This is a genomic window from Paenibacillus sp. FSL R5-0517 (assembly GCF_037974355.1).
Taxonomy (GTDB): Bacteria; Bacillota; Bacilli; order Paenibacillales; family Paenibacillaceae; genus Paenibacillus.
In genome coordinates this window covers 6,230,164-6,255,996 of the sequence record NZ_CP150235.1, presented here as the reverse complement: position 1 = coordinate 6,255,996, position 25,833 = coordinate 6,230,164, and the positions used below count along the sequence as shown (strand labels likewise).

Here is a 25,833-nt window from a genome sequence, read left to right as displayed (position 1 = left end):
ATGAGTGCATCTGAAACCTTCTGGATTGTGCTGACAAGCATAATGGGAATACAATTGTTGTTCGCTCTATGGAACGTCTCCTGTCTGCCCAAAGTACGTTCATTCCGGTCAGACAAGATACAACCACCGGACCTGCTGGTCTCGGTGCTGATTCCTGCCAGAAATGAAAAACTACATATCGAAGGATGTCTGCAAAGTGTGCTCGCGAGTGATACGTCGGGATTCCGGATGGAAGTGCTGGTGCTGGATGATCGCTCCGAAGATGAGACAGCGGCCATGGTTCAGGCGATTGCCGATCGTGATGACCGTGTGCGTCTGCTGCATGGTGTCGATCTACCCGAGGGCTGGATGGGCAAATCCCATGCGTGTCACAGACTGGTTCAGGAGGCCGAGGGAGAATGGTACATGTTCGTGGATGCGGATGTGCGTCTGGAGCCAAGTGCGATTCGACAGACCGTTGCTGCCGGTTGTGAGCAAGGGGGCGGGCTGGTAACCGGTTTTCCTTATCAGGTAACCAAGACGTGGATGGAGAAGCTTGTCGTACCGATGATGGTCTTTACCATCATCAGTCATCTGCCCATTTTCATGATACGCAGATCATCCAGTCCGATGTTTGTAGCCGCTACGGGGGCTTTTTTGCTGATTCATCGCTCCAGTTACGAAGCATCCGGTGGTCATGCTGCCATTCAGGCGCATCTGGTGGATGACATGAGTCTTGCCAAAGCAGTCAAGCGTGCAGGTCATCCGGTGATGCTGACCGACGTGCATGACGTAACGAATACCCGCATGTATCAGAACGGTGCAGAAGTATGGAATGGATACAAGAAAAACATGTACGAAGGTATGGGCCGTAAAGACGTGCTGCTGCTTGGCACGATGTTGATGTATACGCTGATGTATATTGTGCCTCCGCTAGGATTGATTTTTGGACTCATGACAGGTAGTTCGATGTCCATTCTGTATGGATTGTTAGGAACATTACTGGGGATGGCTGTGAAAAGAGTAGCGGATCGTGCTGGCGGACAACCTTGGTGGCTTGCACTTTTGCAACCAGTTAGCATGGCATGTGTCATTGCCATTGGATTTGCTTCCTGGCAGGCGGGTCGCTCCGGCAAGGGGTATGTATGGAAAGGTAGGCGGTACAGTTGAGAGGTAACGTCATTATTGTAGGTGCGGGATTCGGAGGTCTGTCGTGTGCGATCCGCCTTGCTTCACAAGGTGTGCAGGTGACCATTCTAGAACGGCAGGATCATGTAGGTGGCAAGCTGCAGCAGATTGAGCGAGACGGATATCATTTTGACCGGGGACCGAGCACGATCACGATGCCATCCACCTTTCGTTCCGTCTTCGATCATGCAGGTGTAACAATGGAAGATTACGTACAGCTATATGAGATGGAGCCGCGTACGCGTAATATATTTGCAGATGGTACAGTGGTCGATTTGTCAGGTAATCGCGGGTGGATGAAGGAGCAGATCGCGGCGTACAGTCCGGAGGATGCGGCTCGTTATGATGCGTTTATGGATGAGTCTGCCGCACTGTATGCGGAAGCCAATCGTCATTTTCTGGGTAAGTTGTTGCTGTCTCCTTCTGACAAATACAATCTTCAGATGCTGCGCAGTCTGCTCCGCGTGAGGCCAACGGTGAAGTTGGATAAATTGCTGCGTTCGTATTTCCGGCATCCGCATACACTCGCTATGTTCGGGCGGTACGCAACCTATGTGGGATCATCGCCGTATCAGTCTCCTTCGATCTTTGCCATGATGGGTCATGTGGAAGCAGAGGTGGGCATCTACGGGGTCAAAGGAGGAACCTATCAACTGATCGAGGGCATGACTCGGCTGGCACAGGAAAAAGGTGTACAGATCATTACGGGCATAGAGGTGCGGCAGATTGTTGTTCGGAATGGCGCAGTGGCAGGCGTGGATACGAATCAAGGCTTCCGTGAAGCCGATCAGGTGGTTGCCAATGGAGATGTGCTTAGCGTGAATCGACTACTGCTCGCACCGGAACACCGAAAAGAGATGAGTGATGCCCGCATACGGAAGTATGAACCATCCATTTCAGGATTTGTAACGCTGGCAGGTGTGCGAAGACAATATGATGAACTGCTGCACCATACCGTCTTTTTCCCGGAGAGGTATGAACCGGAGTTCGACCATATATTCCGTGACCGTAAAATGCCCGAAGATCCTACGATCTATATCTGTTACTCAGGTTATTCGGAAGCAGGCATGGCTCCGGCGGGAGCCAGCAATCTGTTCATTCTTGTCAATGCCCCATACTTGTCGGATTCGTGGAATTGGGAGCAGCAGACGGAACGTTACGGAGCGTTTGTACTGGAACAATTAGCAGCGCGGGGAATTACCGGGTTGAACCAATCCGATGTGTTGATTCGATACACGCCGCGAGATATCGAACGGGATACGTTGGCACATCAAGGCTCGATCTATGGCATTTCGTCCAACTCGGTGAAGCAGACCTTCATGCGACCAGGCAACCGAAGCAAAGATGTCCAAGGACTCTGGTACGTCGGCGGTACAACACATCCAGGCGGCGGAACCCCGATTGTGACCTTATCCGGGCAGCTTGTTGGTGAGCAGTTGGCATCGGAAATCTTGAGATAAGAAGGCATAAAAGATAGTGGTGCTCCGAGATTTAAGTGAGACATTTGGTTTCGGAGCATCCTTTCCATAGCTGGATTGGAACGTTATACTGGATAGAGTTATGCTGCAATGCTTATTTAGATGAATGTTTTTGTCTTTTGCATAAGACATCTATACATAGAAGCAAGGAACGGGCAGGTTATCCTGTCGATCCGCACGATTCTCACATAGGAGGTCTCATCATGAATGAACAAGAGCGAGCCGGCGAACGGCTGCTTCCCGAAGTGGCTACGGGAGAACGGAAGCTGGAACACGTGCGCCTCTGTCTTGAGGAGAATGTGGCAGGAGAAGGGGTAACCAGCGGTATGGAGCGGTATGCTTTTCGTCATCACCCACTGCCGGAGCTGGATTTTGAAGAGGTGCATCTGGAGACTTTGTTTATTGGCAAAAAAGTACGTACACCCTTGCTCATCAGTTCGATGACGGGTGGAAGCAAAACAACGGGCGCCATCAATGAGCGCCTCGCCCGAGTAGCGAACGCCAGAGGCTGGGCGCTCGGCGTAGGTTCAATCCGGGCTGCCGTGGAACAGCCGGAACTGGCAAGTACCTTCGATGTCCGTCGCTGGGCACCGGACATTCCGGTCATTGCCAACCTGGGCGCGGTGCAGCTGAACTATGGCTTCACCACGGCTGACTTCCAGCGTGCTGTAGACATTGCGGGTGCGGACATGCTCGTGCTTCATCTGAACACGTTGCAGGAAGTCTTCCAGCCGGAAGGTAATACCAACTTCAGCGGCTTATTTCAGCGAATTGAGAACTTGTGTCGTGAGTTAGACGTGCCTGTAGGGGTAAAAGAAGTAGGCTTTGGCATCGATGGTGTGACGGCTCAACGCCTATATGAAGCGGGTGTCGCGTTCATTGATGTAGCTGGAGCAGGGGGCACAAGCTGGGTGCAGGTAGAGAAGTACCGCAACAATAACCCGGTACGCCGGGCAGCAGCTGAAGCTTTTGCCGACTGGGGCATTCCAACAGCGGAGTGTATTCAGGAAGTACGAGCGCTGAATCCGGCGGGTGCTTTGATTGGCAGTGGTGGACTTTACACAGGCGTGGATGCAGCCAAAGCCCTCGCGCTCGGTGCGGACTTGGCTGGTTTTGGCCGATCTCTACTCGAATCGGCAGTCGCTTCCGATGATGCGCTGAATGATCGGTTGGAACAGGTCGAATTCGAGCTGCGTACCGTGATGTTTGGCATTGGCGCAGGGCGGATTGAGGATTTGAAACAGACGGAGCGGCTGGTGGAACGGCGGTAAGCGCAGGGTTAAAATGAAAATGATATAAACTTCATTGGAGTTATTTAATTATATATTTTGAATCTACTCATATTGCTTCCTACTATAATCTGCAACAAAAATAGTGTAGAAGATACTTCATTAAGAAATATCCTCTACACTATTTATTTTATTAAAATTGTCTGGCACTTATATTCATATCCATTTTATGACCTGTTGAACTATAGATATAAACTTTGACGTTTGTTGTGCCTATAACACCTATTCTTGTTGTTTTTTGAGTTCCTTTTTTGATTGAAATATCAATTGGAGAAAGATTGCCCACAGTGATCTTGACATAAATAGTATCCGTACTAGTGTTGTTAATCCAAAGATTAGAAGTCTCTCCATTGTCAGAATCCAATGTGAATGATTTTTCATATGCATTGTAACTACTGTAATTGAATGGTCTTATAAGTTGTATGTCCAATGGAGTAACAATCGGATCATTAGAGTTCTCCACAGTGATTGGAGGGTTAGTAAAAGCATCTTTGACTCTATCCTCTAATCCAACAGCACTAGCTTGATGTGAAGAAAGTAATAAAGAGAAGACTAAGCCTGCGCCTAAAATTATGTTTAAGGACAATGTAATTTCCTCCTCTATGCTTTTAGTATGTAATGAGGATGTACCAATTACTTATATAATTGTGTTGCCGAAAGATTACATACATTCCTCTTTCACAGTGACATTCTCATTGGTTACAGTAACGTATGAATTGCCGGACAAGTATTCTGTATAACCGCAAACCATTTTGTTATAGGTTTTACCGCGGCTGTCTGTAAACTCTAAAGAGACAGTACCCTCTCCGGAAAGTTTCAGCTGTGGGGCGAATTTCACTTTTGCTCCGCTGGGAATATCCTTTTTGAATACGTAGGTGGAGCCACTCTCGTTGGTATTATATGAGTCGCCTTGGGCTAAGTTAGTCTGAATATTGGTGAGGTTACAGTCAGACTAATTGTGGATTGTGATTCTCAAGTGGCGATAGGGATCGACTGCATTCAGCAAGCTCTTAAAGGCGACGATACCTATGACGAGTACGATGGCGGACAAGATAATGATTTTCTTTTTGGAGAATCGGCGATGTGTGTACAAGATAATGCACTCCTTTCCTATGAGGTATAAACGATGGGAGGAGATCAAAAGTTATAGATAAAATGGATACATATGAAATTGGAGTTCAAATCGTCAGAATTACTTCATGCGCCAAGCGGGAGAACAGGATACAATAAGATACTAGCAGTGCAATAAGGACTGCACAGGGATCCTACATAATGAAGATCACTCAAAATAAGGAGGGCAATAAATGGAACTTTCTCCAATGAATCAGGAAGATTATGCGAGTTTTTGCATTCGATCGATTAAGGATTTTGCACAGGAAAAAGTAGAAGCAGGCACTTGGGCGGAGGAAGAGGCGCAGCAACTGGCCGAGGAATCTTATGAACGTTATCTGCCTGAAGGTTTAAATACACCTGGAGCATATCTCTACAATCTAGTGCATCCTGTGGACGGAAATGTGGGGTATATCTGGTTTAATATCACGGATAATCGTCGTGGTAAAGATGCATTTTTACTGGACATTGTGGTTGAAGAAGCACACCGCGGTAAAGGGTATGGAACAGAGACGATGGAGGCGCTTGAACAGACGGCCTTGGGTCTTGGCGTGGATCGCATCGGTTTGCATGTGTTTGGACATAATGTGCGAGCGAGTAGCCTTTATCGCAAGATGGGATATGAGGTAACGGATCTGACCATGTACAAGGAAATCAAAGGGTAAACCAATAGCGGATGGGACGCTGGTCGAATTGGCGAAGTTCCTTGATGCCTTGAGGTTTGTCATATATAATGTATAGGATTATCCATACCGAACAAGTAATCAATGAGGAGTTGTCATATACATGGCTTTGAAAGCAGGAATCGTGGGTTTGCCTAACGTTGGTAAATCTACATTGTTTAATGCAATTACACAAGCAGGTGCCGAATCGGCAAACTATCCGTTCTGTACGATTGACCCTAACGTGGGGATCGTTGAAGTACCCGATGAGCGTTTGGACAAACTGACAGAACTCGTTGTGCCTAAGAAAACAGTACCAACGGCGTTTGAGTTTGTAGATATCGCGGGTCTGGTTCGCGGTGCGAGCAAAGGCGAAGGTCTGGGTAACAAGTTCCTTGCCCATATTCGTGAAGTAGATGCAATTGTACACGTGGTACGTTGCTTTGTAGATGAGAACATTACACACGTCGATGGCAAAATTGACCCGGTAAGCGACATCCAGACCATCAATCTGGAGCTGATCCTGGCTGATATCGAGAGTGTTGAGAAGAAAATCGATCGCTCCAAGAAAAACATGAAGGGTGGCAACAAGACTGCCTCTCAAGAAGTAGAAGTGTTGGAGAGAGTGAAGGCTGTTCTGTACGATGACAAGCCGGCACGCAGCATGGAACTTACAGATGACGAGCTTCTGATCATCCGTGATCTGCACTTGCTCACTCTAAAGCCTGTTTTGTACGCAGCCAATGTAGCTGAGGATGAAATTGGCGACGTGGCGAACAATGCTTACGTGCAAAAAGTAAGAGAATTCGCAGCTGCTGAAAACGCAGAAGTGGTGCCAATCAGTGCGAAGGTTGAAGAAGAGATCTCCGAGCTGGAAGGCGAAGATAAACAAATGTTCCTGGAAGAACTCGGTATCGAGGATTCCGGTCTGAACCTGTTGATCAAAGCGGCTTACAAATTGCTCGGTCTGTACACATACTTCACAGCAGGTGTACAGGAAGTTCGTGCGTGGACGATCCGTAAAGGCACCAAAGCGCCAGGCGCAGCGGGTGTCATTCACACGGACTTCGAGCGCGGATTCATCCGTGCCGAGGTAGTTTCTTATGACGATCTGGTGGCAGCGGGTTCCATGAACGGTGCCAAAGAGCGTGGACAACTTCGTCTAGAAGGTAAAGAATACGTTGTAAATGACGGCGACGTTATGCACTTCCGTTTCAACGTTTAAGTTGTTACACATTTATATGTAGACTTAAAATTATGACCCTACGACCTTCTTCGTGAAGTTCGTGGGGTCTTTAACTTAGAGCTCTGAAGATGAGGATGCAACGGAGAATAGTCTTCCAAGAGAAACGGGTTCTTTGTTTTCATAATCAAAATCAACTGCTGAGATAGAGATGTGAATAGGCATATTATGGTATAATAGAGGAGACAAAGTAACCGGTGGATAATCGATACGGTGATGCTTACCCGAAAGGGGGTGACGCCGTGTCATTTCTTGCAGTAGTGCAGCATTTCCTAGAAATTAGCGACAAGCTAATTAGTATTGCAGTGGGGTTAATAGCCGTATGCAGTGCGTGGAAAGCAGCGCGGAACAAGAAAAACCACCGGGATTAGGTTGGTCGCCTTGCAATCCGGTGGTTTTTCATTCGTTTGATTGAAATTCGCCGTGGTCGCCCACCGGCCTTTGTTGGAGAAGTCACGATGTTAGCGCATCGTGGCTTTTGTTTATTTTACACTTGCTATACTTGTATTATACCACAGTAGGATCATTTCGGAACCACATCGAACAACAATTTCATTTTGTATCTTGCAGCACCAAAAAATAGTTCATCCGCTTGCGGAACAGTTACTATTCAGAACCATAAGAATATGCTATAATTAAGAGTCGTATACCACGTTAAAATTCGCACTGTAACCGATGAGTCGAAGCGAGTTTCATACAGGGTACACGATTTCTTGATATCACTTTAAAAGTAAAGGATTTGATGACGTTGTAGCGATGTTATACGTCGATCATACATGAATGTGAATACATGCTGCGGTCAGGGGATTCATTGAGAATCCTGTGCGTTGTGGAATATAGATTATAAATGTAATTAATGTTGAATTGAAATCATTATTGAAAATGTAATGTGCTTGGACAAAATAATGCGTGAGGTGACTATACATGTTGGATAAATTACAGGCGTTAGCCGACCGTTATGACAAGTTGAGCGAGCTTTTGTGTGACCCGGATGTGGCAAGTGACAACAAAAAGCTGCGGGAATACTCGAAAGAGCAATCCGATCTGCAACCGACTTATGAAGCGTACACGGAATACAAACAGGTAAGTCAGGATCTCGAAGCTGCAAAGGAAATGCAGGGTGAGAAACTGGATGATGAGATGCGTGAAATGGTCAAAATGGAAATTGAAGAACTGAGTACTCGCCAGAAGGAACTGGACGAATTAATTCGTGTACTCATGCTGCCAAAAGATCCGAATGACGACAAGAACGTTATTGTTGAGATTCGCGGGGCAGCTGGTGGAGATGAAGCAGCGTTGTTTGCAGCAGATCTGTATCGGATGTACACACGTTATGCAGATGCACAAGGCTGGCGTGTAGAGCTGATGGACGTTAACACGAATGATCTCGGTGGATTCAAAGAGGTTGTTTTCCTGATCAACGGACGTGGTGCTTACAGCAAAATGAAATACGAAAGCGGCGCACACCGTGTGCAGCGTATCCCTACAACTGAATCGGGCGGACGTATTCATACGTCAACTTCAACGGTTGCGGTTATGCCAGAAGCCGAAGATTTTGATATCGAAATTCATGATAAAGACATCCGTGTGGATACGTTCTGTTCCAGTGGTGCCGGTGGACAATCGGTTAATACCACGAAATCCGCAGTACGGGTAACACACGTTCCAACGGGAATTGTAGCGACATGTCAGGATGGAAAATCACAGAACTCCAACAAGGAAAAAGCGTTGCAGGTTCTGCGTACACGTATCTTCGATATGAAACGTATGGAAGAGGAAGCAAAGATCTCTGTTGAGCGGAAGAGCAAAGTGGGAACGGGTGACCGCAGTGAGCGGATTCGTACGTACAACTTCCCGCAAAGCCGTGTGACGGATCACCGGATCGGCCTGACCATGCACAAGCTGGATCAGGTGATGAACGGAGAGATTGAAGATATTCTGTCTGCACTGACCATTGCTCAGCAGACTGAAATGATGGATAGAGGAGAATAATCTGTGACCCGCGCGCAGTTTGTCATGACGCCGGAACAGAGCTGTCGGGAAGCCTTCGTGGAGGCTTCCTCTTTTTTGGAGAAGTGCGGCGTGTACGAGCCGCAAAACAATGCCCGGCTGCTGCTGGAACATGTACTCGGCGTCTATGGCGCCGCGTACTACATGATGCAGCCGGAGCCTTTTCCCAGCGAGCATCGCAGCCGCTGGGAGGACGCCGTCACGCGCAAGGCTGCGGGTGAGCCGGCGCAATACATTATCGGCAGCCAGGAATTCTATGGGCTGCCGTTCGAGGTCACGCCGGCCGTGCTGATTCCGCGGCCGGAGACCGAGCTGTTGGTCGAGGCTGTGCTGCGCGAAGCCGACCGCGTGTTTCCTGACGGCGCTCCGCTCGCCGTCGATATTGGCACGGGCAGTGGTGCCATCGCGGTGACGATGGCTTCACTGCGCCCGCGCTGGCAGGTCGGCGCCGGGGATCTCTCGGCGGCTGCCCTGCAAGTGGCCGCGCGGAACGCGGCCGCGAACGGGGTACAGATCGACTTCCGTGAAGGCGATCTGCTGGCCCCGTTCGCCGGGGCGCGGGTGGACATCCTGGTGTCCAACCCGCCATACATCCCGGCGGCAGATATCGCCGGGTTACAGCAAGAGGTGCGCGATCATGAGCCGCGCATGGCACTGGACGGTGGTCCGGACGGGCTTGCACCGTACCGGATCATGCTGGAGCAATTGGCGCTGCTGCCTGCACCGCCTCAGATCATTGGTTTTGAGCTGGGCCAGGGGCAGGCTCGCGACATCGCGGCTCTACTTGAAACGGCGGGACATTGGCCGGAAATTATCATTGTACCGGACCTTGCCGGAATCGAGCGGCATGTCCTGGGTGTTCGTACTTCGGAACAGGTGACGAAAATGTAAGGTTCCGCGGGTTTTCTTTTTGCCGTGAAATCCTCTACAATGAGATATACCGAAGATTTCTGAATGCTTGGGGGAACATAATTACATGCTGCACAAATTTAAAAAGATAGATTATTCTATCGTGTTTATACTGGTTATTCTGATGGTTATCAGTATTTTGTCGATTTACAGTACAACGTTTGGTCGTCCGAAGCTGGAGGGACTCCCGAAAAGTGCAGTGATTTTTTATATTTTTGGATTCATCGTCTTTTTTGGAATGTCGATGATCAATTATAAATTTATAATCAAAAATTATTTATATATCTATGGCGTGGGTATGCTGCTGCTCATTTTCGTAATGTTTTTTGGTAAAGAGTATTACGGTGCAAAAGGTTGGCTGTCCATCTTCGGGGTCAGTTTGCAACCTGCTGAGTTGTTCAAGTTATGTCTAATTGTGTTTTTATCAGCCTTTTTGGCCCGAAAGAAGAATCGTCCGCTCTATTTCGGACGTGATGTTATTCCGATCTCACTCTGTGTTCTGCCGCCGTTACTACTGGTATTGCTTCAAAATGACTTGGGAAATGCGTTAAGTTATGTTGTCATTCTTGTGGGCCTATTGTGGATCGGCAACATTAAATTTACGCATGCCCTCATTGGTTTTATTATTGCTGTGGCGACTTTTATCGGCGGTACACAGGCGTATATTCATTATCATGATGAGATTGTTAAATTTCTGAATGACATTGGACGTTCGCACTGGGCGGATCGTTTTGACCCCTGGCTTGTACCAGAACTGACCTCAAGGGATGTACTCTGGCAGACGTATAATGCGAAGCTTGCGATTGGTTCTGGCGGTATTACGGGCAAAGGATATCTGGAGGGCACAACGATTCAGTCGAATCGGGTGCCGCTGGCCTATGCAGACTCGATCTTTGTACAGATCGGGGAGGAGTTTGGCTTCATCGGTGCCTCGGTATTGCTTCTCCTATACTTTATCCTGATTCACAGGCTGGTGCTGATTGCACTGGAGTGTAAGGATCGCGCCGGACCTTATCTTATTGTAGGTATTATAGCGATGCTGCTCTACCAGATCTTTGTTAATATTGGTCCATTCATTGGTCTGATGCCACTGACAGGGATTACGCTGCCATTTATCAGTTCGGGCGGTACCTCCATTATGCTCAACATGATCAGTATGGGGATTGTGATGAGTATCAAGGTTCACACGGAAGAAAACGAGGATATTCTCGGCTCGGCGGAACAACCGAGTATTACCGATCTGGTGATGAAATTGCTGAGACGCAAGCCATCCCAGCAGGAACAATAACGTTCTCGGAATTGAAAAATCTGGGATAACAGCGATTGGAAGTTTATTCTGTTATCGTAGTGTCAGTGGAAATAATCCTTAGTTTAACTTATATAACTACAGAACCCTGGAACAGATCAGCCCTATTCACTTAGGGATGAATGTTTCCGGGTTTTTATTTTTTACAGTGGGGGACAGGCGACTGAGTTGTTTGATATTCATCCTGAAGCAATCTGATTTCCATTTTATCATCCAATTATATACAATGGAAATATTGAGTTTAATTGGAAATCATAGAATGCTAGATTCAGGGGGATGGACGGAGTCATGTTGAGAATGTTGAAAAAGATGGATGGTGTGATTCTCTTCATCATGCTGTTGCTCATGATTATTAGTGTATTTGCAATTTACAGCGGAACGCAAACAGATGCTCACCTGGCGAGTCACCATGTCAAAACGATTTATTTCTATGTGGCTGGATTCATTGCGGTGCTTGTCATCGGGCTTGTGAATTACAAGATATACGTGAAATATGCGTTTTATTTGTATGGGTTTGGAATTATACTGCTGATCCTCGCTAATGTCCTGGGCAGTTCGATCAATAATGCCAACGGTTGGCTGAAGCTTGGGGAATTTTCTTTTCAACCGGCAGAGCTGTTCAAGATGATTCTGATTCTGTTCCTTGCTCATTTAATTGTGAAGAGACAACGAGGCACGCTGCAATTTTGGAGAGATATTGTGCCGATTGGCTGCTGGGCGTTTATTCCATTTGCTCTGGTTATGGCTCAGAATGATCTAGGCAATGCATTGGGGTATGTGGTGATTCTGGCTGCGGTATTCTGGATCGGAAATATGAGACTGAAGCACGTATTAATTGTACTGACGATTGTGGGAGTGACCTTCTTTGGTTTTGTTAAAGCCTATACGTTCTACCATGATGAAGTATTCACCTTTCTTGAAAAGATAAAAAGGGAGCATTGGGCGGAGCGAATTGATCCCTGGCTTGTGCCGGAAAAGGCTACCTCCAAAGCGTCCTGGCATACGAAAAATGCAGGATTAGCCATTGGTTCAGGGGGCATCATCGGCAAAGGTTATTTGCAAGGAACATCCGTTCAGAGCGGTCGAGTCCCTTACACGTATTCGGATTCCATTTTTGTCGTGATCGCAGAGGAGTTTGGCTTTGTCGGTGCATCCGTACTGATTCTGTTGTACTTTATTCTGATTCAACGTATGGTGTGGATTGCTCTGAGTTGCAGAGATCGCGCGGGACCCGTCATCATTGTAGGTATTATCGGAATGTTGTTGTATCAGGTGTTTGAGAATGTGGGGGCGTTCCTCGGCCTGATGCCGCTCACAGGGATTACGTTGCCATTCATCAGTTACGGGGGCACCTCCCTGCTCATTAACATGGCTTGTATTGGGGTGGTCATGAGCATTAAGTTATATGGACAGGAAGAGGAGGATGAACTTCTCATGGGGGAGCAGCAACCGCGGTTGTCGGAACGTTTATGGAATATGCTCAAGAAAGAGAAAAGTGCTGTGTAACTGCTGAAATAGTTTAATGAAAAGCACAGTGGTGGAGCGACTAACGTGATTGTTCATGATTCATAAGGATAACGAGGTTGATTTGCCCTGTAACCAGGTGCGGATCAGCCTTTTTAACATGACTGGTGAGTGTATGTATATCATAGAATCGATTTAGTAGATTTATTGTATATGCTAGGTTTACTTCCGTCTCTCCCGGGCATACTGATAGACATGAGAGAGTTGCAGGTCGCGTGATCAGAGAGCTGAGGGGGAGAACGGAATGAACAGACGAATTGTTAAGCAAATTGGACTTATTATTGTATGTCTTATGATGATGATCATGATGTGGGAAGGTCAGAAAACGGATGCAGCTGTGGCGGCCACAGCGATTCCTGAACAATCGATTCGTTTGCGTATTCTAGCAAACTCGGATGCACCGGGAGATCAATTGGTAAAACGTGAGATTCGGGATGCTGTCGTTGCTCAGATGGGTGAGTGGGTAGCCGAACTGGAGAATCCGCAAAGTCTGGATGAAGCACGCCATGTCATTCGTGAGCATTTGTCCGAGATTGAAAATAGAGTAGGAGAAGAGTTGGCCAGCCGCGGTTTGAAGTATGAGTATCAGGTGGAATTGGGTTCGGTTCCGTTCCCAACCAAGCTATATGGAGGCACCGTGTATCCTGCTGGAGATTATGAAGCGGTTCGGATTACATTAGGCGAAGGCAAAGGTCAGAACTGGTGGTGTGTGTTGTTCCCGCCGCTGTGTTTCATTGATGCAGGGACCGGGGATGCACTGGCGAAACCTTCAAACGTATCGGCCGCAGCGGCTGAACCTGGAGATGCAGAGGCGTCTGTGCAGGGAGAGACACCGGAGGCGAGATTCTTTCTGTGGGATATGGCTGTGAAACTATGGAGTTGGGTAACTGGATTGTTCGCATAACAACGAAATTATACTATAAAAGAGGGTGGCTTCAATTCAGGGAGCTGCCCTTTTGATATGAATTGGCGTTGAAGCTACAGTGAGACTCATGCGTGGAGCGAAGTATGAAGGGCATCCGAGGTGGGACAGGTATGTTATAATTACTTATATTGAACATGGAGTATGAAGCGAAGTGAACAAGGATGTGTATGGAGTTTAAAGTGTATTTCTCACGTGCACAAGTAACCTATTATGATGTTTAGGAATGATGGATATATGAATAGAGAGAATGAGCAAGTGCAATCCACCTCAGAAATGGGAAATGACATGGAGGTTCATGACAAGGGAACTCCAGCAGAGATGGTCACAGTCAATTGGGATGTGCGCGTTTTATTAAGCAATGAGAATGATCATGGATTGGGTAATATTGAATTAGCGGATGTGAAAAAGGGGAGCGCCCATCAAAGGGCGCTCGCCGACTTGCAGGCTGCCGCAGCCTGTCTTCGTCAAGGTCAGACGGTGGCCTTTCCGACCGAAACGGTCTACGGCCTGGGTGCGGATGCTCGTAGCACGGCAGCCGTGGAGGCTGTATTTGTCGCCAAAGGCCGACCTTCCGACAATCCACTGATTGTGCATATCGCGCACCGGGACCAGTTGGACACTCTGGTCACGGAAGTGAACGAGACAGCGGAAGCGCTGATGGCGGCCTTCTGGCCGGGACCGCTGACGCTGGTGCTGCCGGTTAGGCCGGGGGCGGTGTCCCCGCGTGTCACCGCCGGTCTGGATACGGTGGCCGTGCGCATGCCGGACCACCCGGTGGCCTTGCAGTTGATCGCGGCGGCGGCATGCCCTGTGGCTGCGCCAAGCGCCAACCGCTCCGGGCGGCCAAGCCCAACACTCGCGTCTCATGTGCGCGAGGATCTGGATGGCCGCATCGGCGGCATCGTGGACGGCGGCCCCACCGGGGTGGGCGTCGAGTCCACGGTGGTGCAGGTCGGTGACGACGGTACCGTCACCATCCTGCGCCCTGGCGGCATTACGGCGGAACAGTTGTCCGCCGTTGCCGCCCGTGTCGCCACGGACCCCGCGCTACTCGCGGAGGGGGCCGTTGGTGTGGGAAGCCCGGCGCCGCGCTCGCCGGGCATGAAGTACACGCACTACGCACCCGCAGGGGCGCTGTGCGTGGTGGAGGGGCCGCCCGCAGCGGTGGCGGCCTGGACCAGCGCCGCCCTCGCAGAGGCGGCGCAGCGCGGAGAGCGCACCGCCGTGCTGGCGTTCGCCGAGCACGCGGAGCAGTACCGCGCTGATGCCGTGTTCTCGCTGGGCGACGCCAGCGAGCTGGAGGAAGCAGCGCGCAGGCTATACGCCGCGCTGCGCAGCTGCGATGAGCAAGGCGCCACATATATTGTGGCTGAAGCCTGCTCACGCGAAGGGCTGGGAGCAGCCGTCATGAATCGGCTGCTCAAGGCGGCGGGTAACCAACTCATTCAAGTTGGCGACCCACAGCCCTCCTAAGCTCTCCTGATCATACAGTCAGGAGAGCTACGCACTCTTTTCCAAAACAAATCAATTAAAACATCGCATCCACCTGCCTACAATCTAGCCTTATGCATCATGGAGATGGAGTAGATCCGTCGTCGTTTACCTTTCATCGGTCATGTTTAGGTCCTTGTCCGCATATCGTGTACAAGAACCTTTACGTGACTTGGGGGTATGGGGATGTGGGATGTGTCTGCCCATGTAGGGCAGTTGGTAACCATTTTGATCATGGCAGTTGCGCTTGGCCTCGATGCGTTTTCACTCGGGATCGGAATTGGCATGAAGGGCATTCGGCTGAGGGATGTATTGCGAATCAGTACAGTTACGGCGCTATTTCATATCATCATGCCGCTCATCGGTATGTATATGGGCAAATACGTCAGCTCGCTGCTCGGTGACATTACGACGTATGCAGCAGGTGGATTACTTGTTCTGCTGGGTGGTCATATGATTCTGAATGCATTCCGTGAAGGCGATACCAAGCTGGTGGACCACCGTTCCCTGCTCGGCGTTATACTGTTCTCCCTCAGCGTAAGTGTGGATTCGTTCTCCGTTGGCGTTTCCTTAGGGATGTTTAGCAGTGATCTGATCTTAACCGTACTGGCTTTTGGCTTTTGTGGCGGGGTGATGTCGGTGATGGGGCTGCTATTAGGCCGTCGGGTGAGTCAGAATCTTGGGGATTATGGTGAGGCCATTGGTGGCGCAATCTTGCTTGCGTTTGGACTTTTGTTTATATTTTAGAATAAAACTTGAGATATCCTATCATTCGCATCATATGTAAAATGGGGAGGCTAACACAATGAAACATATTTTATTCGTATGTACAGGCAATACGTGCCGCAGCCCCATGGCAGAGGGGCTTTTGCGAAAGTTGGCATCGGAGCGCGGCATTCAGGTAGAGGTTCGTTCCGCAGGTGTGGCAGCTACGTCGGGTATGCCGATTTCCCGTCATGCGGAAGCGGTTCTGAGAGATCATAACGTTGAAGGTCCACCTCATTCCACACAACTTAGCGCCAACCTGGTAGGTTGGGCGGATCTGGTTCTTACATTAACACGGAGTCATAAGCAGCATGTCATGCAGGTATTTCCCGACTCTGTCCACAAAACCTATACATTGAAAGAGTATGTGGAGGACGACGAGCAGGTATTAAGAGATGTTCAGGAATTGGACAGCCTGTTTGCAACGCTGGAGATGAAACGTGCCCTTGGGCAAGAGATCCTGGCATCGGAACGTGAGCGAGCCATTGAGATCAGACAACGCATTCCTAGTTTCGACATCTCCGATCCATTTGGTGGGAGTCGTGATGATTATAATATCGCTGCGGCCGAGATTCGGACGGCATTGGACCGGCTTTTGGATAAGTTGGGATAATTCTGATCCTGCGGGGCAGGTTAGAGAAACAGGACACGTGATGTAAATTAACCGTTGATTTTAAACGCGGGTTGTTTTATGATGAAGGGGAAAACAGGGATCCGGTGTAACTGGCGACGAAGTGGGCATAACCACGATGGAGCACCGGAACAAACGGCCGGTCGCCTGGGCAAAAGAGCAATTCTGCGTTACCCGCAGACTGCTCTTTTTTTCGTCTTTCATCTGATTATTCGCTATAATAGATCCTGAGATGCCGTGCAAGAATACGAAGGACAGCCAAGAGACAGCGGGCATGATTTTATCAGGAGGCGATGATAGGATGACTATAGAGTTAGATTCAGAACAACCCGGATTGCAGGAACAGACCGCATCCATTCTGCATGAACTGGCGCTTGCCGGACAGCTTGGGCCTGGACAGATCGTTGTGATCGGTACAAGCACAAGTGAAGTTGCAGGGGCACGGATTGGTACGAGTGGTGCTATTGAAGTGGCGCAACAGCTTCTTGCGGGTATACGCGAAGTGCAGGAGGAATTCGGTTTTGATACCGTATTCCAGTGTTGTGAGCATCTGAACCGTGCGCTGGTCATGGAACGTTCTGTGCTTACTCGTCTTGGATTGACTGAGGTTGGTGCAGTACCCGTGCCCAAGGCCGGAGGTTCAATGGCATCCGCAGCATATCGTTCGCTGACCGATCCATGCCTGGCTGAACATGTGCAGGCCCATGCGGGACTGGACATTGGGGAGACGATGATTGGCATGCATCTCCGGCATGTAGCCGTACCTTTTCGTACAGCGCTCCGCTATGTTGGAGATGCGCGTGTGACCACAGCGTTGACTCGTCCGAAGTTAATTGGCGGCGAACGCGCGGTGTATCGTATGGAAGAACAACCAGATTCAACATTTTGTGACTGATATCTTCAACCAATATAAAGCTAAATTAGACTTTACACAAAAACGGAGAGTGCAACACCAATCTGAAGAAGCAAAGCGTTCGCCTTTATCACCGGATTTTCCCTTTATTATAAGGGAGTTCAGAAAAATCAGGGGATAACAGCGATCGGAAGATGGTGATGCAATCGAAGTGAGGAGTGTAACCACTGTAGTTTCGCTTTATAACTTCACTTATAACTGGGAGGAATTTAATCATGGAACAATTGCGCAAGAATGACCCGGCAGTACTGGAAGCGATGAATCTTGAACTGAAACGTCAACAGAACAACATCGAACTGATTGCATCCGAGAACATCGTGAGTGAAGCAGTAATCGAAGCATTGGGATCTGTACTGACCAACAAGTACGCTGAAGGCTATCCAGGTAAACGTTACTATGGCGGTTGTGAGCATGTGGACGTTGTTGAAGACATTGCGCGTGATCGTGCCAAAGAATTGTTCGGAGCAGAACACGTGAATGTTCAACCTCACTCCGGCGCACAAGCGAACATGGCAGTATATCTTGCAGCGTTGAAACCTGGTGATACTGTACTTGGTATGAACCTTGCCCATGGTGGACACCTCACGCACGGTAGCCCGGTTAACGCTTCCGGTTTGCTGTACAACTTTGTGGCATACGGCGTGCAGGAAGATACATTCCTGATTGATTATGATGAAGTGCGCAAAGCGGCTTTCAAACACCGCCCTCGTCTGATCGTTGCAGGTGCAAGTGCATATCCGCGTACCATTGATTTTGAAAAGCTGGCTTCCATCGCCAATGATGTAGGTGCTTTGTTCATGGTGGATATGGCTCATATTGCAGGATTGGTTGCTGCTGGTTTGCATCCAAACCCGGTTCCACATGCGCATTTCGTAACAACAACAACACACAAAACGTTGCGTGGACCTCGTGGTGGTATGATTCTGTGCCGTAAAGCATGGGCAGCAGCGATTGATAAAGCGGTATTCCCGGGTTCCCAAGGTGGTCCTTTGATGCACGTAATTGCTTCCAAAGCGGTAGCATTCGGAGAAGCTTTGCAACCAGAGTTCAAAACATATGCACAGAACGTTGTGAAAAACGCACAGGTTCTGGCTGAAACACTGATCGCTGAAGGCTTGAACATCGTATCCGGTGGTACAGATAACCACTTGATGCTGATCGACACACGCAGTGTGAACATCACAGGTAAAGAAGCTGAGCATGTACTTGATTCCATCGGTATTACCGTGAACAAAAATGCAATTCCATTCGACCCTACAAGCCCGTTTGTAACGAGTGGTATTCGAATTGGTACACCTGCTGCAACTTCCCGTGGTATGAACGAAGAAGCGATGGTTGCCATTGGTAAGATCATTGCCAAAACGTTGAAAAATCCAAAAGATACGGCGAAGCTGGATGAAGCGCGTGCAGAAGTGACTGCACTGACAGATCAATTCCCGCTCTATACCGACCTTAAATACTAAAAAACTTTGCTCATGCTGCTTTCTTTTGAGTTTGTTTAAATTGGAATACAAAAGACGAAGCTGACAGAATGCAACCGGAGAAGCGAAGCGCTCGCCTTTATCCCCTGATTTTCTCCTTTTATAGGAGATCAAAAAAATCAGGGGATAACAGCGATCGAAGGTGCAATCTGTTTGCGGAGCATCACTTGTATTCATATTTTTCCCACTCAATGACATAACAGCAGGAGCAAAACAGGACCGGATGGATCATTTTCCGGTCCTGTTTTTTATAGGATTCGGTATTCTGTAATGATTAGGTGCCCTTTGATGGTGTAATTCGTTGTTGGTGATGATATAATATACAGGATTTATCGAGCCCATGAATGGTGGCTAGGTATATTTGGAAATGCTGAACATGAAGAACTTACCGGAGGGACAAATTAGATGGGAAAATTAGTAATATGTGATCACCCTTTGATTCAACACAAACTGACGTTTATACGCGACATGCGTACGAATACGAAAGATTTTCGTGAATTGGTGGATGAAGTGGCAACGTTGATGGCTTATGAGATTACAAGAGATGTTGAACTGGAAACGATTGATGTACAGACACCTGTAGCTGCAACACAAGGTAAAGTCATCTCTGGACGCATGCTCGGACTGGTGCCGATTCTGCGTGCAGGACTCGGAATGCTGGATGGCGTTGTAAAATTGTTGCCAGCCGCAAAAGTTGGACATGTTGGTCTGTTCCGTGATCCGGAAACACTGCAACCGGTAGAATACTACACCAAACTGCCTACAGACGTGACAGAGCGTCAATTGATCGTAATTGATCCGATGCTTGCAACTGGCGGTTCGGCGATTGCAGCTATTGACGTGCTCAAAAAACGTGGCTGTACCCAAATCAAGATGATGAACCTGGTAGCAGCACCGGAAGGCGTTAAAGCTGTACAGGATGCACATCCTGATGTGGATATCTATGTCGCAGCACTGGACGACCGTCTGGATGATCATGGTTATATCGTTCCAGGACTTGGCGATGCAGGAGACCGTCTATACGGCACTAAATAAGCATATCTCATGCTTGTAATCGGAACTTATAGAAAAGGGGCTTTGCTCGAATGTCCAAGAAAATTAAAGTCATGACGATCTTCGGGGTGCGTCCGGAAGCCATCAAGATGGCTCCGCTTATTTTGGAATTGCAAAAACACCCCGAGTCTATTGAATCTATTGTTTGCGTAACTGCGCAGCATCGTCAGATGTTGGATCAGGTTCTTGAAGTTTTCGACATTCATCCCGATTATGATCTGGATGTGATGAAAGACCGTCAGACATTGAATGAAATTACGATTCGTGTATTAGGCGGTCTGGAGCCGGTATTGGCTGAAGCGAAGCCGGATATTGTGCTGGTTCACGGGGATACATTAACTACCTTTGTAGCAAGCTATGCAGCATTCTTGCAGCAGATCCAGGTAGGACATGTGGAAGCAGGACTTCGGACGTGGAACAAGCTTTCTCCATATCCGGAAGAGATGAACCGTCAGCTGACGGGCGTACTGGCAGATCTGCACTTTGCGCCTACGGATTGGTCTTCTTCCAATCTTGCCAAAGAAAATAAATCAGAGTCTAGTACGTACGTCACAGGCAACACGGTAACAGATGTGTTTCAATATACAGTACGGGAGGACTACACACACCCGGTACTTGATTGGGCCCAAGGCAAACGCCTTGTGCTGATGACAGCTCATCGCCGTGAATCTCAAGGCGAGCCTCACCGCAACATTTTCCAGGCCGTCAAACGGATTGCCGACGAATTTGAAGATATTGCCATCGTGTACCCGGTGCATCCAAGTCCTGCTGTGAAGGAGCCGGCTCACGCGATTTTGGGGAATCATCCCCGTATTCAATTAATTGATCCACTAGACGTGGTGGATTTGCATAACTTTTACCCGCATACTCACTTGATTTTGACCGATTCAGGCGGTTTGCAGGAAGAAGCACCTTCGTTTGGTGTGCCTGTGCTCGTATTGCGCGATACGACAGAGCGCCCGGAAGGTATTGAAGCTGGAACGCTGGAACTGGTAGGTACCGAAGAGGAACGTGTGTATGAACGGACCAAAGCTCTGCTTACAGACAAAACCCTGTATGAAAGCATGAGCCAGGCTGCCAATCCATACGGTGATGGACATGCTTCGGAAAGAATTGTCAATGCGATTCTGCACCATTTTGGTGTAAATAGTGAGCGTCCGGAATCATTTCACAGAAAATTCAAAAAATAATACAATTTTTCTGACGGATTTATAAAGGGCATAGCATACAGTTAAACTGTACGGTTTACGCGGGTTTATGGGCTTTGAGGGTCTGTATTCCCGTCGTTTTCCCCTTTAAAACGCTAAAATCATTCAATTGACAAAGGCTCTCATCATTCAGTAAAATTAACTGGGATTGCAAGGGTGGCGTGGAAAATGGCCGATTCGAACAAACCAAATTCATCCCGTAACCATGACGATAATGTATGGAAAGCGATGGGGCTCGTGACAGCTTTTGGGATCGAGATTGCCATTCTCGCTGTTGCCGGATATTACGCTGGCTCCTGGTTGGACAAGACCATCGGAGGTAACGGAATATGGATCGCCGTAAGCGTTCTCTTTTTTCTTGCGGCTGGCGGTGTAAGCATCTACTTTATCGCGAAAAAATTCATGGGGGAAAGTGATGAGTGAACTAACCAGATACCGCAGATCGATGACTGTTTTCATCATGTACTTTCTTATGATTTGTTTTCTCGCAGCGGCCTTTATGCCACGTGTGGAGACAATTGCTTTGGGACTAGCCCTGGGTACAGGAATTAGCTGGATCAATGCATTTTACTTGGGCTACAAAGTAAGGAAAATGTCTGATGATGCGGCAGAAGGTAACTTGAAGCGTGTGAACCTGGGATTTTTGACAAGAGCGGCACTCGCTGTGCTCGGTATATTCATATCGATGCGCTTTCCGCAGTACTTCAATACATATGCGGTTGCAGGCGGTCTCGTCATTGCACAATTTTCCTTACTGATTATAGGGATTGTCCATTCCCGCAGAGCAGAATGAAGTTAAGGGCTGCAGCTTTCAAGTCGAGAAAGGGGTGAGAAAAATATGCATGAAGCTCCAATTATTATGCTTGGCGGATTTCGACTGGATCTATCGGTTGTGTTGATGCTGGTAGTTACAGGTGCCCTTGTTTTTATTTTTGCTGTACTGGCGACACGAAGACTATCCGTTGAAAACCCCGGCAAGCTGCAAAATTTTATGGAGTGGGCAGTAGAATTCGTCCGCAATCTGATTTCCAGTACAATGGATATGAAGAAAGGTAAACATTTTATCTCTCTCGCTCTTTCCATGATTATGTTCATTTTTGTAGGAAACATGCTCGGACTTCCGTTCCAAGCGGTAACTGCAGTGGACAGCGCAGAACATGCGCAAGTGTTCGGTAAACCGATTGTTACAGCGGTGGAAGCGTTTGAAGAAGCGCATGCCAAGGACCCTGAAGCACACCCACACGTTGAACTGGCTTGGTGGAAATCACCGACAGCCGACTTGTCTGTAACGATGGGACTCGCTCTCGTAGCGTTCCTTGTATCTCATGGACTGGGATTGTTCCGCAACACCAAAGGATATCTCCAGCATTACCTTAAGCCATTCGCCTTGTTCTTGCCAATCAACTTGATTGAGACGGCATCCAAGCTGTTGACACACGGTATGCGTCTATTCGCGAATATCTTCGCGGGTGAGGTACTGATCGCAACGATCCTGAAACTGACCACATTCAAAGTGTTTGGTGCTATCGCAGCAATTCCGCTATTAATGGTGTGGCAAGGCTTCAGTATCTTTATCGGCGCGATCCAGGCATTTGTGTTTGTTATCTTGATGATGGTGTACATTTCACAGAGCATCGAGACGCACGACGAGCATTAAGTTTCAAGCCCTACGAAGAATTCTTCACCAGGCTGAACAATAAAAAATTCGATTTATCATTTTAAGGAGGATATACAAATGGGAGCAATGGCATTAATCGCAGCAGCAATTGTTGCAGGACTGGGCGCGTTTGGCGCAGGTATTGGTAACGGTATGGTAATCAGCAAAACGGTGGAAGGTATTGCCCGTCAACCGGAAGCAAAATCCACTCTTCAAACAACAATGTTTATCGGTGTAGGTTTGATCGAGGTATTGCCGATCATCGGTGTGGTACTCGCGTTCATGTTCTACGGTATGGCTTAATTAAATTTTAAAGGTTTGGCGGGGAAGGCCATAGCCATCCGCGCCTTCTTTTTAGGTAATGTCCGTTCTAACGGATGACGTTTCAAGGATACCTCCAGGAAGGAGTGAACAGATTGAGTTTCATATGGGAAAATACGCTTCTTGCGATTGTTGCATTTGCAATTTTATACTGGCTGCTTAGCCGTTATGCCTTCGGGCCTTTGTTCTCCATTATGGAAAAACGTCGTGAACTCGTGATGACGCAGATGAATGAGGCTGCACAGACTCGGGAACAGGCCATTGCCTATGTGGAGGAACAAAAACAAGCTCTTGAGCAAGCACGTAAAGATGCTTACGACATCATTGAACAGTCCAAACAAACGGGTGGCAAACAAGCTGAATCGATTTTGGCTGATGCGAAAGCTGAAGCTAATCGTCTGAAAGACGATGCAGTACGCGAAATCGAGAGCGAGAAGAACAAAGCAGTCGCAGCACTTCGCAGCGAACTGGGTACAGCTTCCGTTCAGATTGCATCCAAGTTGATCAAAAAAGAAGTTGAGAACGGTCCTGCACAAGAAGAGCTTGTGAACCAATACCTCAATGAGGTAGGAGGCCGACAATGAGCCGCGATACGATTGTTGCCAAGCGTTATGCGAAAGCATTGTTCGAAGTTGCTCTTCAGCAACAGCAGGTGCTTGAGGTTGAACAGGAACTGGTTGCAGTAGTCAGTGCATTGACCGGAGATGCAGATATCGAGAAATTTATCGTATCCCCTAATATCTCTGATGAAGCCAAGCAGAACGTGATTCACTCAAGTCTTGATGGCAAGGTATCCGATTCAGTCCTTCGTACAGTCTTGTTGTTGATTGAACGCGGACGCGTTGAATTGCTGGGAGACTTACTGAATGATTATCGGAAGATCCAAGGTGAGTCGCTGGGCATCGCTGATGCACGTGTCTACTCGACTTATGCGTTGAATGATGAAGAAAAAGAAGCGGTAGCCCGTGAATTCGGTGGCCGTGTGAATAAAAAGATTCGTATCGAGAATATTGTTGATCCGACTCTGCTGGGCGGATTGAAAGTCGCCATTGGCGATACGATCTATGACGGCAGCTTGGCTGGCAAGCTCGAACGTCTTGAGCAGTCTTTTAACAGACGAGTACAGTAGATTGGGGTGAGGACACTTGAGTATCAAACCAGAAGAAATCAGTACATTAATTAAGAGCCAAATCGAACAATACAAGACCGATATCGATGTAGTCGAAGTCGGAACGGTAATCGAGGTTGGTGATGGTATCGCTCGTGTTTACGGACTTGAGAACGTCATGTCCAACGAGTTGGTTGAATTCCCAAGCGGTGTTATGGGACTCGCCATGAACGTGGAAGAAAGCAATGTCGGTGTCGTTATCCTGGGACCTTACTACGATATTCGTGAAGGTGACCAAGTGAAACGTACGGGCCAAATCATGCAAGTGCCTGTAGGCGAAGCATTGATTGGACGCGTTGTGAACCCGCTCGGTATTCCAGTGGATGGCAAAGGGCCAATCGCTACAACGGAATTCCGTCCGGTTGAAGGTAAAGCACCAGGCGTAATGGATCGTAAATCGGTTCATGAGCCGATGCAAACAGGGATCAAAGCCATTGATGCCATGGTTCCAATCGGCCGTGGACAACGTGAGTTGATCATCGGTGACCGTCAAACAGGTAAAACATCTATCGCAATTGATGCGATCCTGAACCAAAAAGGTAGCGGCATGAAGTGTATCTATGTGGCTATTGGTCAGAAACAGTCTACGGTTGCTCAAGTTGTGGAAACCCTTCGTCGTAAAGGCGCAATGGAGTACACGATTGTTGTAACTGCAGCAGCTTCCGATCCATCACCACTGTTGTACATCGCACCGTATTCCGGTTGTTCGATGGGTGAGTACTTCATGTACAAAGGCGAGCACGTTCTGGTCATCTATGATGACTTGACCAAACAAGCCTCTGCATACCGTGAGCTTTCCTTGTTGCTTCGTCGTCCACCGGGCCGTGAGGCTTATCCGGGTGACGTCTTCTACCTGCACTCCCGTTTGCTGGAGCGTGCTGCGAAGCTGAATGATGAACTTGGTGGTGGTTCTTTAACCGCACTGCCGTTCATTGAAACACAAGCTTCCGACGTATCTGCATACATCCCAACGAACGTAATCTCCATCACGGACGGACAAATCTTCCTGGAAGCTGACTTGTTCAATGCTGGACAACGCCCGGCGATCAACGTAGGTATTTCCGTATCCCGTGTCGGTGGTTCTGCTCAGATCAAAGCGATGAAAAAGGTTGCAGGTTCCCTGCGTCTCGACCTCGCTCAATATCGTGAGCTTCAAGCGTTCTCCCAGTTCGGTTCCGATCTGGATAAAGCGACTCAGGCCCGCCTGAATCGTGGTGCTCGTATGATGGAAATCCTGAAGCAAGGTGTTAACCAGCCTCTGCCTGTAGAACAACAGGTTGTCAGCTTGTACACTGCGGTTAAAGGATTCCTGGATGAGATTCCAACAGGTGATGTTACTCGTTTCGAGCGTGAGTTCCTTGCGTTCATGGAGAGCAGCCATCCGGAGATTCTTGCATCCATCCGTGATACTAAAGAATTGACTGCAGACAACGAAAATGCACTGAAAGGTGCAATCGAGAAGTTCAGAAAGAGCTTTGCTGTCTCTGTCTAAATAAATGATTGCAGGTGCGGAGTTGTCTAA

Annotated in this window: 27 protein-coding genes and 1 riboswitch; of the genes, 25 read left to right on the top strand and 2 right to left on the bottom strand. The window is 48.3% G+C overall.

Annotated elements, in window-relative coordinates:
* The 3 genes from MKX40_RS28015 (at window position 1) to fni (ending at window position 3,916) form a co-directional block, all read left to right on the top strand.
* Complete coding sequence (locus MKX40_RS28015; RefSeq protein WP_339238227.1) at window positions 1-1,149, top strand: glycosyltransferase family 2 protein; 1,149 nt, start codon at window positions 1-3, stop codon at window positions 1,147-1,149.
* Window positions 1,146-2,627 (top strand): phytoene desaturase family protein, encoded by a 1,482-nt coding sequence (crtI, locus tag MKX40_RS28010; RefSeq protein WP_339238225.1) that lies wholly within the window; start codon window positions 1,146-1,148, stop codon window positions 2,625-2,627. Before MKX40_RS28015 ends, crtI begins: the two co-directional genes overlap by 4 nt.
* Before the next feature lie 221 nt (window positions 2,628-2,848).
* Entirely contained in the window at window positions 2,849-3,916 is a 1,068-nt protein-coding gene (gene fni / locus MKX40_RS28005) for a type 2 isopentenyl-diphosphate Delta-isomerase (protein ID WP_339238223.1), read from the top strand.
* 151 nt (window positions 3,917-4,067) lie between these two features.
* Here the strand turns inward: fni and MKX40_RS28000 are convergent, their stop codons facing one another.
* Window positions 4,068-4,520 (bottom strand): hypothetical protein, encoded by a 453-nt coding sequence (locus MKX40_RS28000; protein ID WP_339238221.1) that lies wholly within the window; start codon window positions 4,518-4,520, stop codon window positions 4,068-4,070.
* A 366-nt stretch (window positions 4,521-4,886) separates the two neighbouring features.
* Window positions 4,887-5,027 (bottom strand): hypothetical protein, encoded by a 141-nt coding sequence (locus tag MKX40_RS27995; protein WP_339238219.1) that lies wholly within the window; start codon window positions 5,025-5,027, stop codon window positions 4,887-4,889.
* 211 nt (window positions 5,028-5,238) lie between these two features.
* Here MKX40_RS27995 and MKX40_RS27990 point away from each other — a divergent pair, with 211 nt between their 5' ends.
* The 22 genes from MKX40_RS27990 to atpA all read left to right on the top strand — a co-directional run bounded on the left by MKX40_RS27990 (window position 5,239) and on the right by atpA (window position 25,803).
* Window positions 5,239-5,709, top strand: coding sequence for a GNAT family N-acetyltransferase (locus MKX40_RS27990; protein WP_339238217.1), 471 nt, complete (start codon window positions 5,239-5,241; stop codon window positions 5,707-5,709).
* 121 nt (window positions 5,710-5,830) lie between these two features.
* Window positions 5,831-6,931: a redox-regulated ATPase YchF gene (gene ychF / locus MKX40_RS27985; protein ID WP_062836948.1), complete on the top strand. Its 1,101-nt coding sequence runs from the start codon at window positions 5,831-5,833 to the stop codon at window positions 6,929-6,931.
* Between the two features lie 215 nt (window positions 6,932-7,146).
* Window positions 7,147-7,320: a hypothetical protein gene (locus MKX40_RS27980; RefSeq protein WP_339238215.1), complete on the top strand. Its 174-nt coding sequence runs from the start codon at window positions 7,147-7,149 to the stop codon at window positions 7,318-7,320.
* A 553-nt stretch (window positions 7,321-7,873) separates the two neighbouring features.
* On the top strand, window positions 7,874-8,941 hold the full coding sequence (prfA, locus tag MKX40_RS27975; RefSeq protein WP_339238213.1) for a peptide chain release factor 1: 1,068 nt from the start codon (window positions 7,874-7,876) through the stop codon (window positions 8,939-8,941).
* A 24-nt stretch (window positions 8,942-8,965) separates the two neighbouring features.
* A complete protein-coding gene (prmC, locus tag MKX40_RS27970) occupies window positions 8,966-9,850 on the top strand; it encodes a peptide chain release factor N(5)-glutamine methyltransferase (RefSeq protein WP_127549115.1) in 885 nt (294 codons plus the stop codon).
* A gap of 85 nt (window positions 9,851-9,935) precedes the next feature.
* Window positions 9,936-11,156, top strand: coding sequence for an FtsW/RodA/SpoVE family cell cycle protein (locus MKX40_RS27965; protein ID WP_339238211.1), 1,221 nt, complete (start codon window positions 9,936-9,938; stop codon window positions 11,154-11,156).
* 306 nt (window positions 11,157-11,462) lie between these two features.
* On the top strand, window positions 11,463-12,680 hold the full coding sequence (locus tag MKX40_RS27960; RefSeq protein ID WP_339238209.1) for an FtsW/RodA/SpoVE family cell cycle protein: 1,218 nt from the start codon (window positions 11,463-11,465) through the stop codon (window positions 12,678-12,680).
* A gap of 262 nt (window positions 12,681-12,942) precedes the next feature.
* The gene (gene spoIIR / locus MKX40_RS27955; protein WP_339238207.1) at window positions 12,943-13,602 is read left to right on the top strand and encodes a stage II sporulation protein R; all 660 of its coding nucleotides are present in this window, start codon (window positions 12,943-12,945) and stop codon (window positions 13,600-13,602) included.
* Between the two features lie 255 nt (window positions 13,603-13,857).
* A complete protein-coding gene (locus tag MKX40_RS27950; RefSeq protein WP_339238205.1) occupies window positions 13,858-15,096 on the top strand; it encodes an L-threonylcarbamoyladenylate synthase in 1,239 nt (412 codons plus the stop codon).
* A 204-nt stretch (window positions 15,097-15,300) separates the two neighbouring features.
* Entirely contained in the window at window positions 15,301-15,861 is a 561-nt protein-coding gene (locus MKX40_RS27945; RefSeq protein ID WP_339238203.1) for a manganese efflux pump MntP family protein, read from the top strand.
* Between the two features lie 58 nt (window positions 15,862-15,919).
* Window positions 15,920-16,492, top strand: a complete 573-nt coding sequence (locus MKX40_RS27940; RefSeq protein WP_339238201.1) for a low molecular weight protein arginine phosphatase — start codon at window positions 15,920-15,922, stop codon at window positions 16,490-16,492.
* Between the two features lie 96 nt (window positions 16,493-16,588).
* Window positions 16,589-16,670: riboswitch (ZMP/ZTP riboswitch) on the top strand.
* A 141-nt stretch (window positions 16,671-16,811) separates the two neighbouring features.
* Window positions 16,812-17,405 carry a TIGR01440 family protein gene (locus MKX40_RS27935; protein WP_169479777.1) on the top strand — a complete coding sequence of 198 codons (594 nt, stop codon included), beginning with the start codon at window positions 16,812-16,814 and terminating at the stop codon, window positions 17,403-17,405.
* 233 nt (window positions 17,406-17,638) lie between these two features.
* On the top strand, window positions 17,639-18,886 hold the full coding sequence (gene glyA / locus MKX40_RS27930) for a serine hydroxymethyltransferase (RefSeq protein ID WP_253441329.1): 1,248 nt from the start codon (window positions 17,639-17,641) through the stop codon (window positions 18,884-18,886).
* A gap of 423 nt (window positions 18,887-19,309) precedes the next feature.
* On the top strand, window positions 19,310-19,939 hold the full coding sequence (upp, locus tag MKX40_RS27925) for a uracil phosphoribosyltransferase (protein WP_017691929.1): 630 nt from the start codon (window positions 19,310-19,312) through the stop codon (window positions 19,937-19,939).
* A gap of 50 nt (window positions 19,940-19,989) precedes the next feature.
* The gene (gene wecB, locus MKX40_RS27920; protein WP_339238198.1) at window positions 19,990-21,147 is read left to right on the top strand and encodes a UDP-N-acetylglucosamine 2-epimerase (non-hydrolyzing); all 1,158 of its coding nucleotides are present in this window, start codon (window positions 19,990-19,992) and stop codon (window positions 21,145-21,147) included.
* 186 nt (window positions 21,148-21,333) lie between these two features.
* A complete protein-coding gene (locus MKX40_RS27915) occupies window positions 21,334-21,588 on the top strand; it encodes an AtpZ/AtpI family protein (RefSeq protein ID WP_024632723.1) in 255 nt (84 codons plus the stop codon).
* Window positions 21,581-21,958, top strand: a complete 378-nt coding sequence (locus MKX40_RS27910) for an ATP synthase subunit I (RefSeq protein WP_062836961.1) — start codon at window positions 21,581-21,583, stop codon at window positions 21,956-21,958. The genes MKX40_RS27915 and MKX40_RS27910 overlap by 8 nt, the downstream gene beginning before the upstream one ends.
* Window positions 21,959-22,003: 45 nt before the next feature.
* Window positions 22,004-22,822 carry a F0F1 ATP synthase subunit A gene (gene atpB, locus MKX40_RS27905; RefSeq protein ID WP_339238196.1) on the top strand — a complete coding sequence of 273 codons (819 nt, stop codon included), beginning with the start codon at window positions 22,004-22,006 and terminating at the stop codon, window positions 22,820-22,822.
* Window positions 22,823-22,900: 78 nt separating this feature from the next.
* Window positions 22,901-23,125, top strand: coding sequence for a F0F1 ATP synthase subunit C (gene atpE / locus MKX40_RS27900; RefSeq protein ID WP_017691934.1), 225 nt, complete (start codon window positions 22,901-22,903; stop codon window positions 23,123-23,125).
* Window positions 23,126-23,238: 113 nt separating this feature from the next.
* Window positions 23,239-23,727, top strand: a complete 489-nt coding sequence (gene atpF / locus MKX40_RS27895) for a F0F1 ATP synthase subunit B (RefSeq protein ID WP_339238194.1) — start codon at window positions 23,239-23,241, stop codon at window positions 23,725-23,727.
* Window positions 23,724-24,272: a F0F1 ATP synthase subunit delta gene (locus tag MKX40_RS27890; protein ID WP_036612565.1), complete on the top strand. Its 549-nt coding sequence runs from the start codon at window positions 23,724-23,726 to the stop codon at window positions 24,270-24,272. The genes atpF and MKX40_RS27890 overlap by 4 nt, the downstream gene beginning before the upstream one ends.
* Window positions 24,273-24,288: 16 nt before the next feature.
* Window positions 24,289-25,803, top strand: coding sequence for a F0F1 ATP synthase subunit alpha (atpA, locus tag MKX40_RS27885; RefSeq protein WP_047840700.1), 1,515 nt, complete (start codon window positions 24,289-24,291; stop codon window positions 25,801-25,803).
* Window positions 25,804-25,833 lie beyond the last annotated feature (30 nt).

Coding starts and splice junctions, on each gene's coding strand:
- MKX40_RS28015 (WP_339238227.1), top strand. CDS start 1: ATGAGTGCATCTGAAACCTTCTGGATTGTGCTGACAAGCATAATGGGA.
- fni (WP_339238223.1), top strand. CDS start 2,849: ATGAATGAACAAGAGCGAGCCGGCGAACGGCTGCTTCCCGAAGTGGCT.
- MKX40_RS27990 (WP_339238217.1), top strand. CDS start 5,239: ATGGAACTTTCTCCAATGAATCAGGAAGATTATGCGAGTTTTTGCATT.
- ychF (WP_062836948.1), top strand. CDS start 5,831: ATGGCTTTGAAAGCAGGAATCGTGGGTTTGCCTAACGTTGGTAAATCT.
- prfA (WP_339238213.1), top strand. CDS start 7,874: ATGTTGGATAAATTACAGGCGTTAGCCGACCGTTATGACAAGTTGAGC.
- prmC (WP_127549115.1), top strand. CDS start 8,966: ATGACGCCGGAACAGAGCTGTCGGGAAGCCTTCGTGGAGGCTTCCTCT.
- MKX40_RS27965 (WP_339238211.1), top strand. CDS start 9,936: ATGCTGCACAAATTTAAAAAGATAGATTATTCTATCGTGTTTATACTG.
- MKX40_RS27960 (WP_339238209.1), top strand. CDS start 11,463: ATGTTGAGAATGTTGAAAAAGATGGATGGTGTGATTCTCTTCATCATG.
- spoIIR (WP_339238207.1), top strand. CDS start 12,943: ATGAACAGACGAATTGTTAAGCAAATTGGACTTATTATTGTATGTCTT.
- MKX40_RS27950 (WP_339238205.1), top strand. CDS start 13,858: ATGAATAGAGAGAATGAGCAAGTGCAATCCACCTCAGAAATGGGAAAT.
- MKX40_RS27945 (WP_339238203.1), top strand. CDS start 15,301: ATGTGGGATGTGTCTGCCCATGTAGGGCAGTTGGTAACCATTTTGATC.
- MKX40_RS27940 (WP_339238201.1), top strand. CDS start 15,920: ATGAAACATATTTTATTCGTATGTACAGGCAATACGTGCCGCAGCCCC.
- MKX40_RS27935 (WP_169479777.1), top strand. CDS start 16,812: ATGACTATAGAGTTAGATTCAGAACAACCCGGATTGCAGGAACAGACC.
- glyA (WP_253441329.1), top strand. CDS start 17,639: ATGGAACAATTGCGCAAGAATGACCCGGCAGTACTGGAAGCGATGAAT.
- upp (WP_017691929.1), top strand. CDS start 19,310: ATGGGAAAATTAGTAATATGTGATCACCCTTTGATTCAACACAAACTG.
- wecB (WP_339238198.1), top strand. CDS start 19,990: ATGTCCAAGAAAATTAAAGTCATGACGATCTTCGGGGTGCGTCCGGAA.
- MKX40_RS27915 (WP_024632723.1), top strand. CDS start 21,334: ATGGCCGATTCGAACAAACCAAATTCATCCCGTAACCATGACGATAAT.
- MKX40_RS27910 (WP_062836961.1), top strand. CDS start 21,581: ATGAGTGAACTAACCAGATACCGCAGATCGATGACTGTTTTCATCATG.
- atpB (WP_339238196.1), top strand. CDS start 22,004: ATGCATGAAGCTCCAATTATTATGCTTGGCGGATTTCGACTGGATCTA.
- atpE (WP_017691934.1), top strand. CDS start 22,901: ATGGGAGCAATGGCATTAATCGCAGCAGCAATTGTTGCAGGACTGGGC.
- MKX40_RS27890 (WP_036612565.1), top strand. CDS start 23,724: ATGAGCCGCGATACGATTGTTGCCAAGCGTTATGCGAAAGCATTGTTC.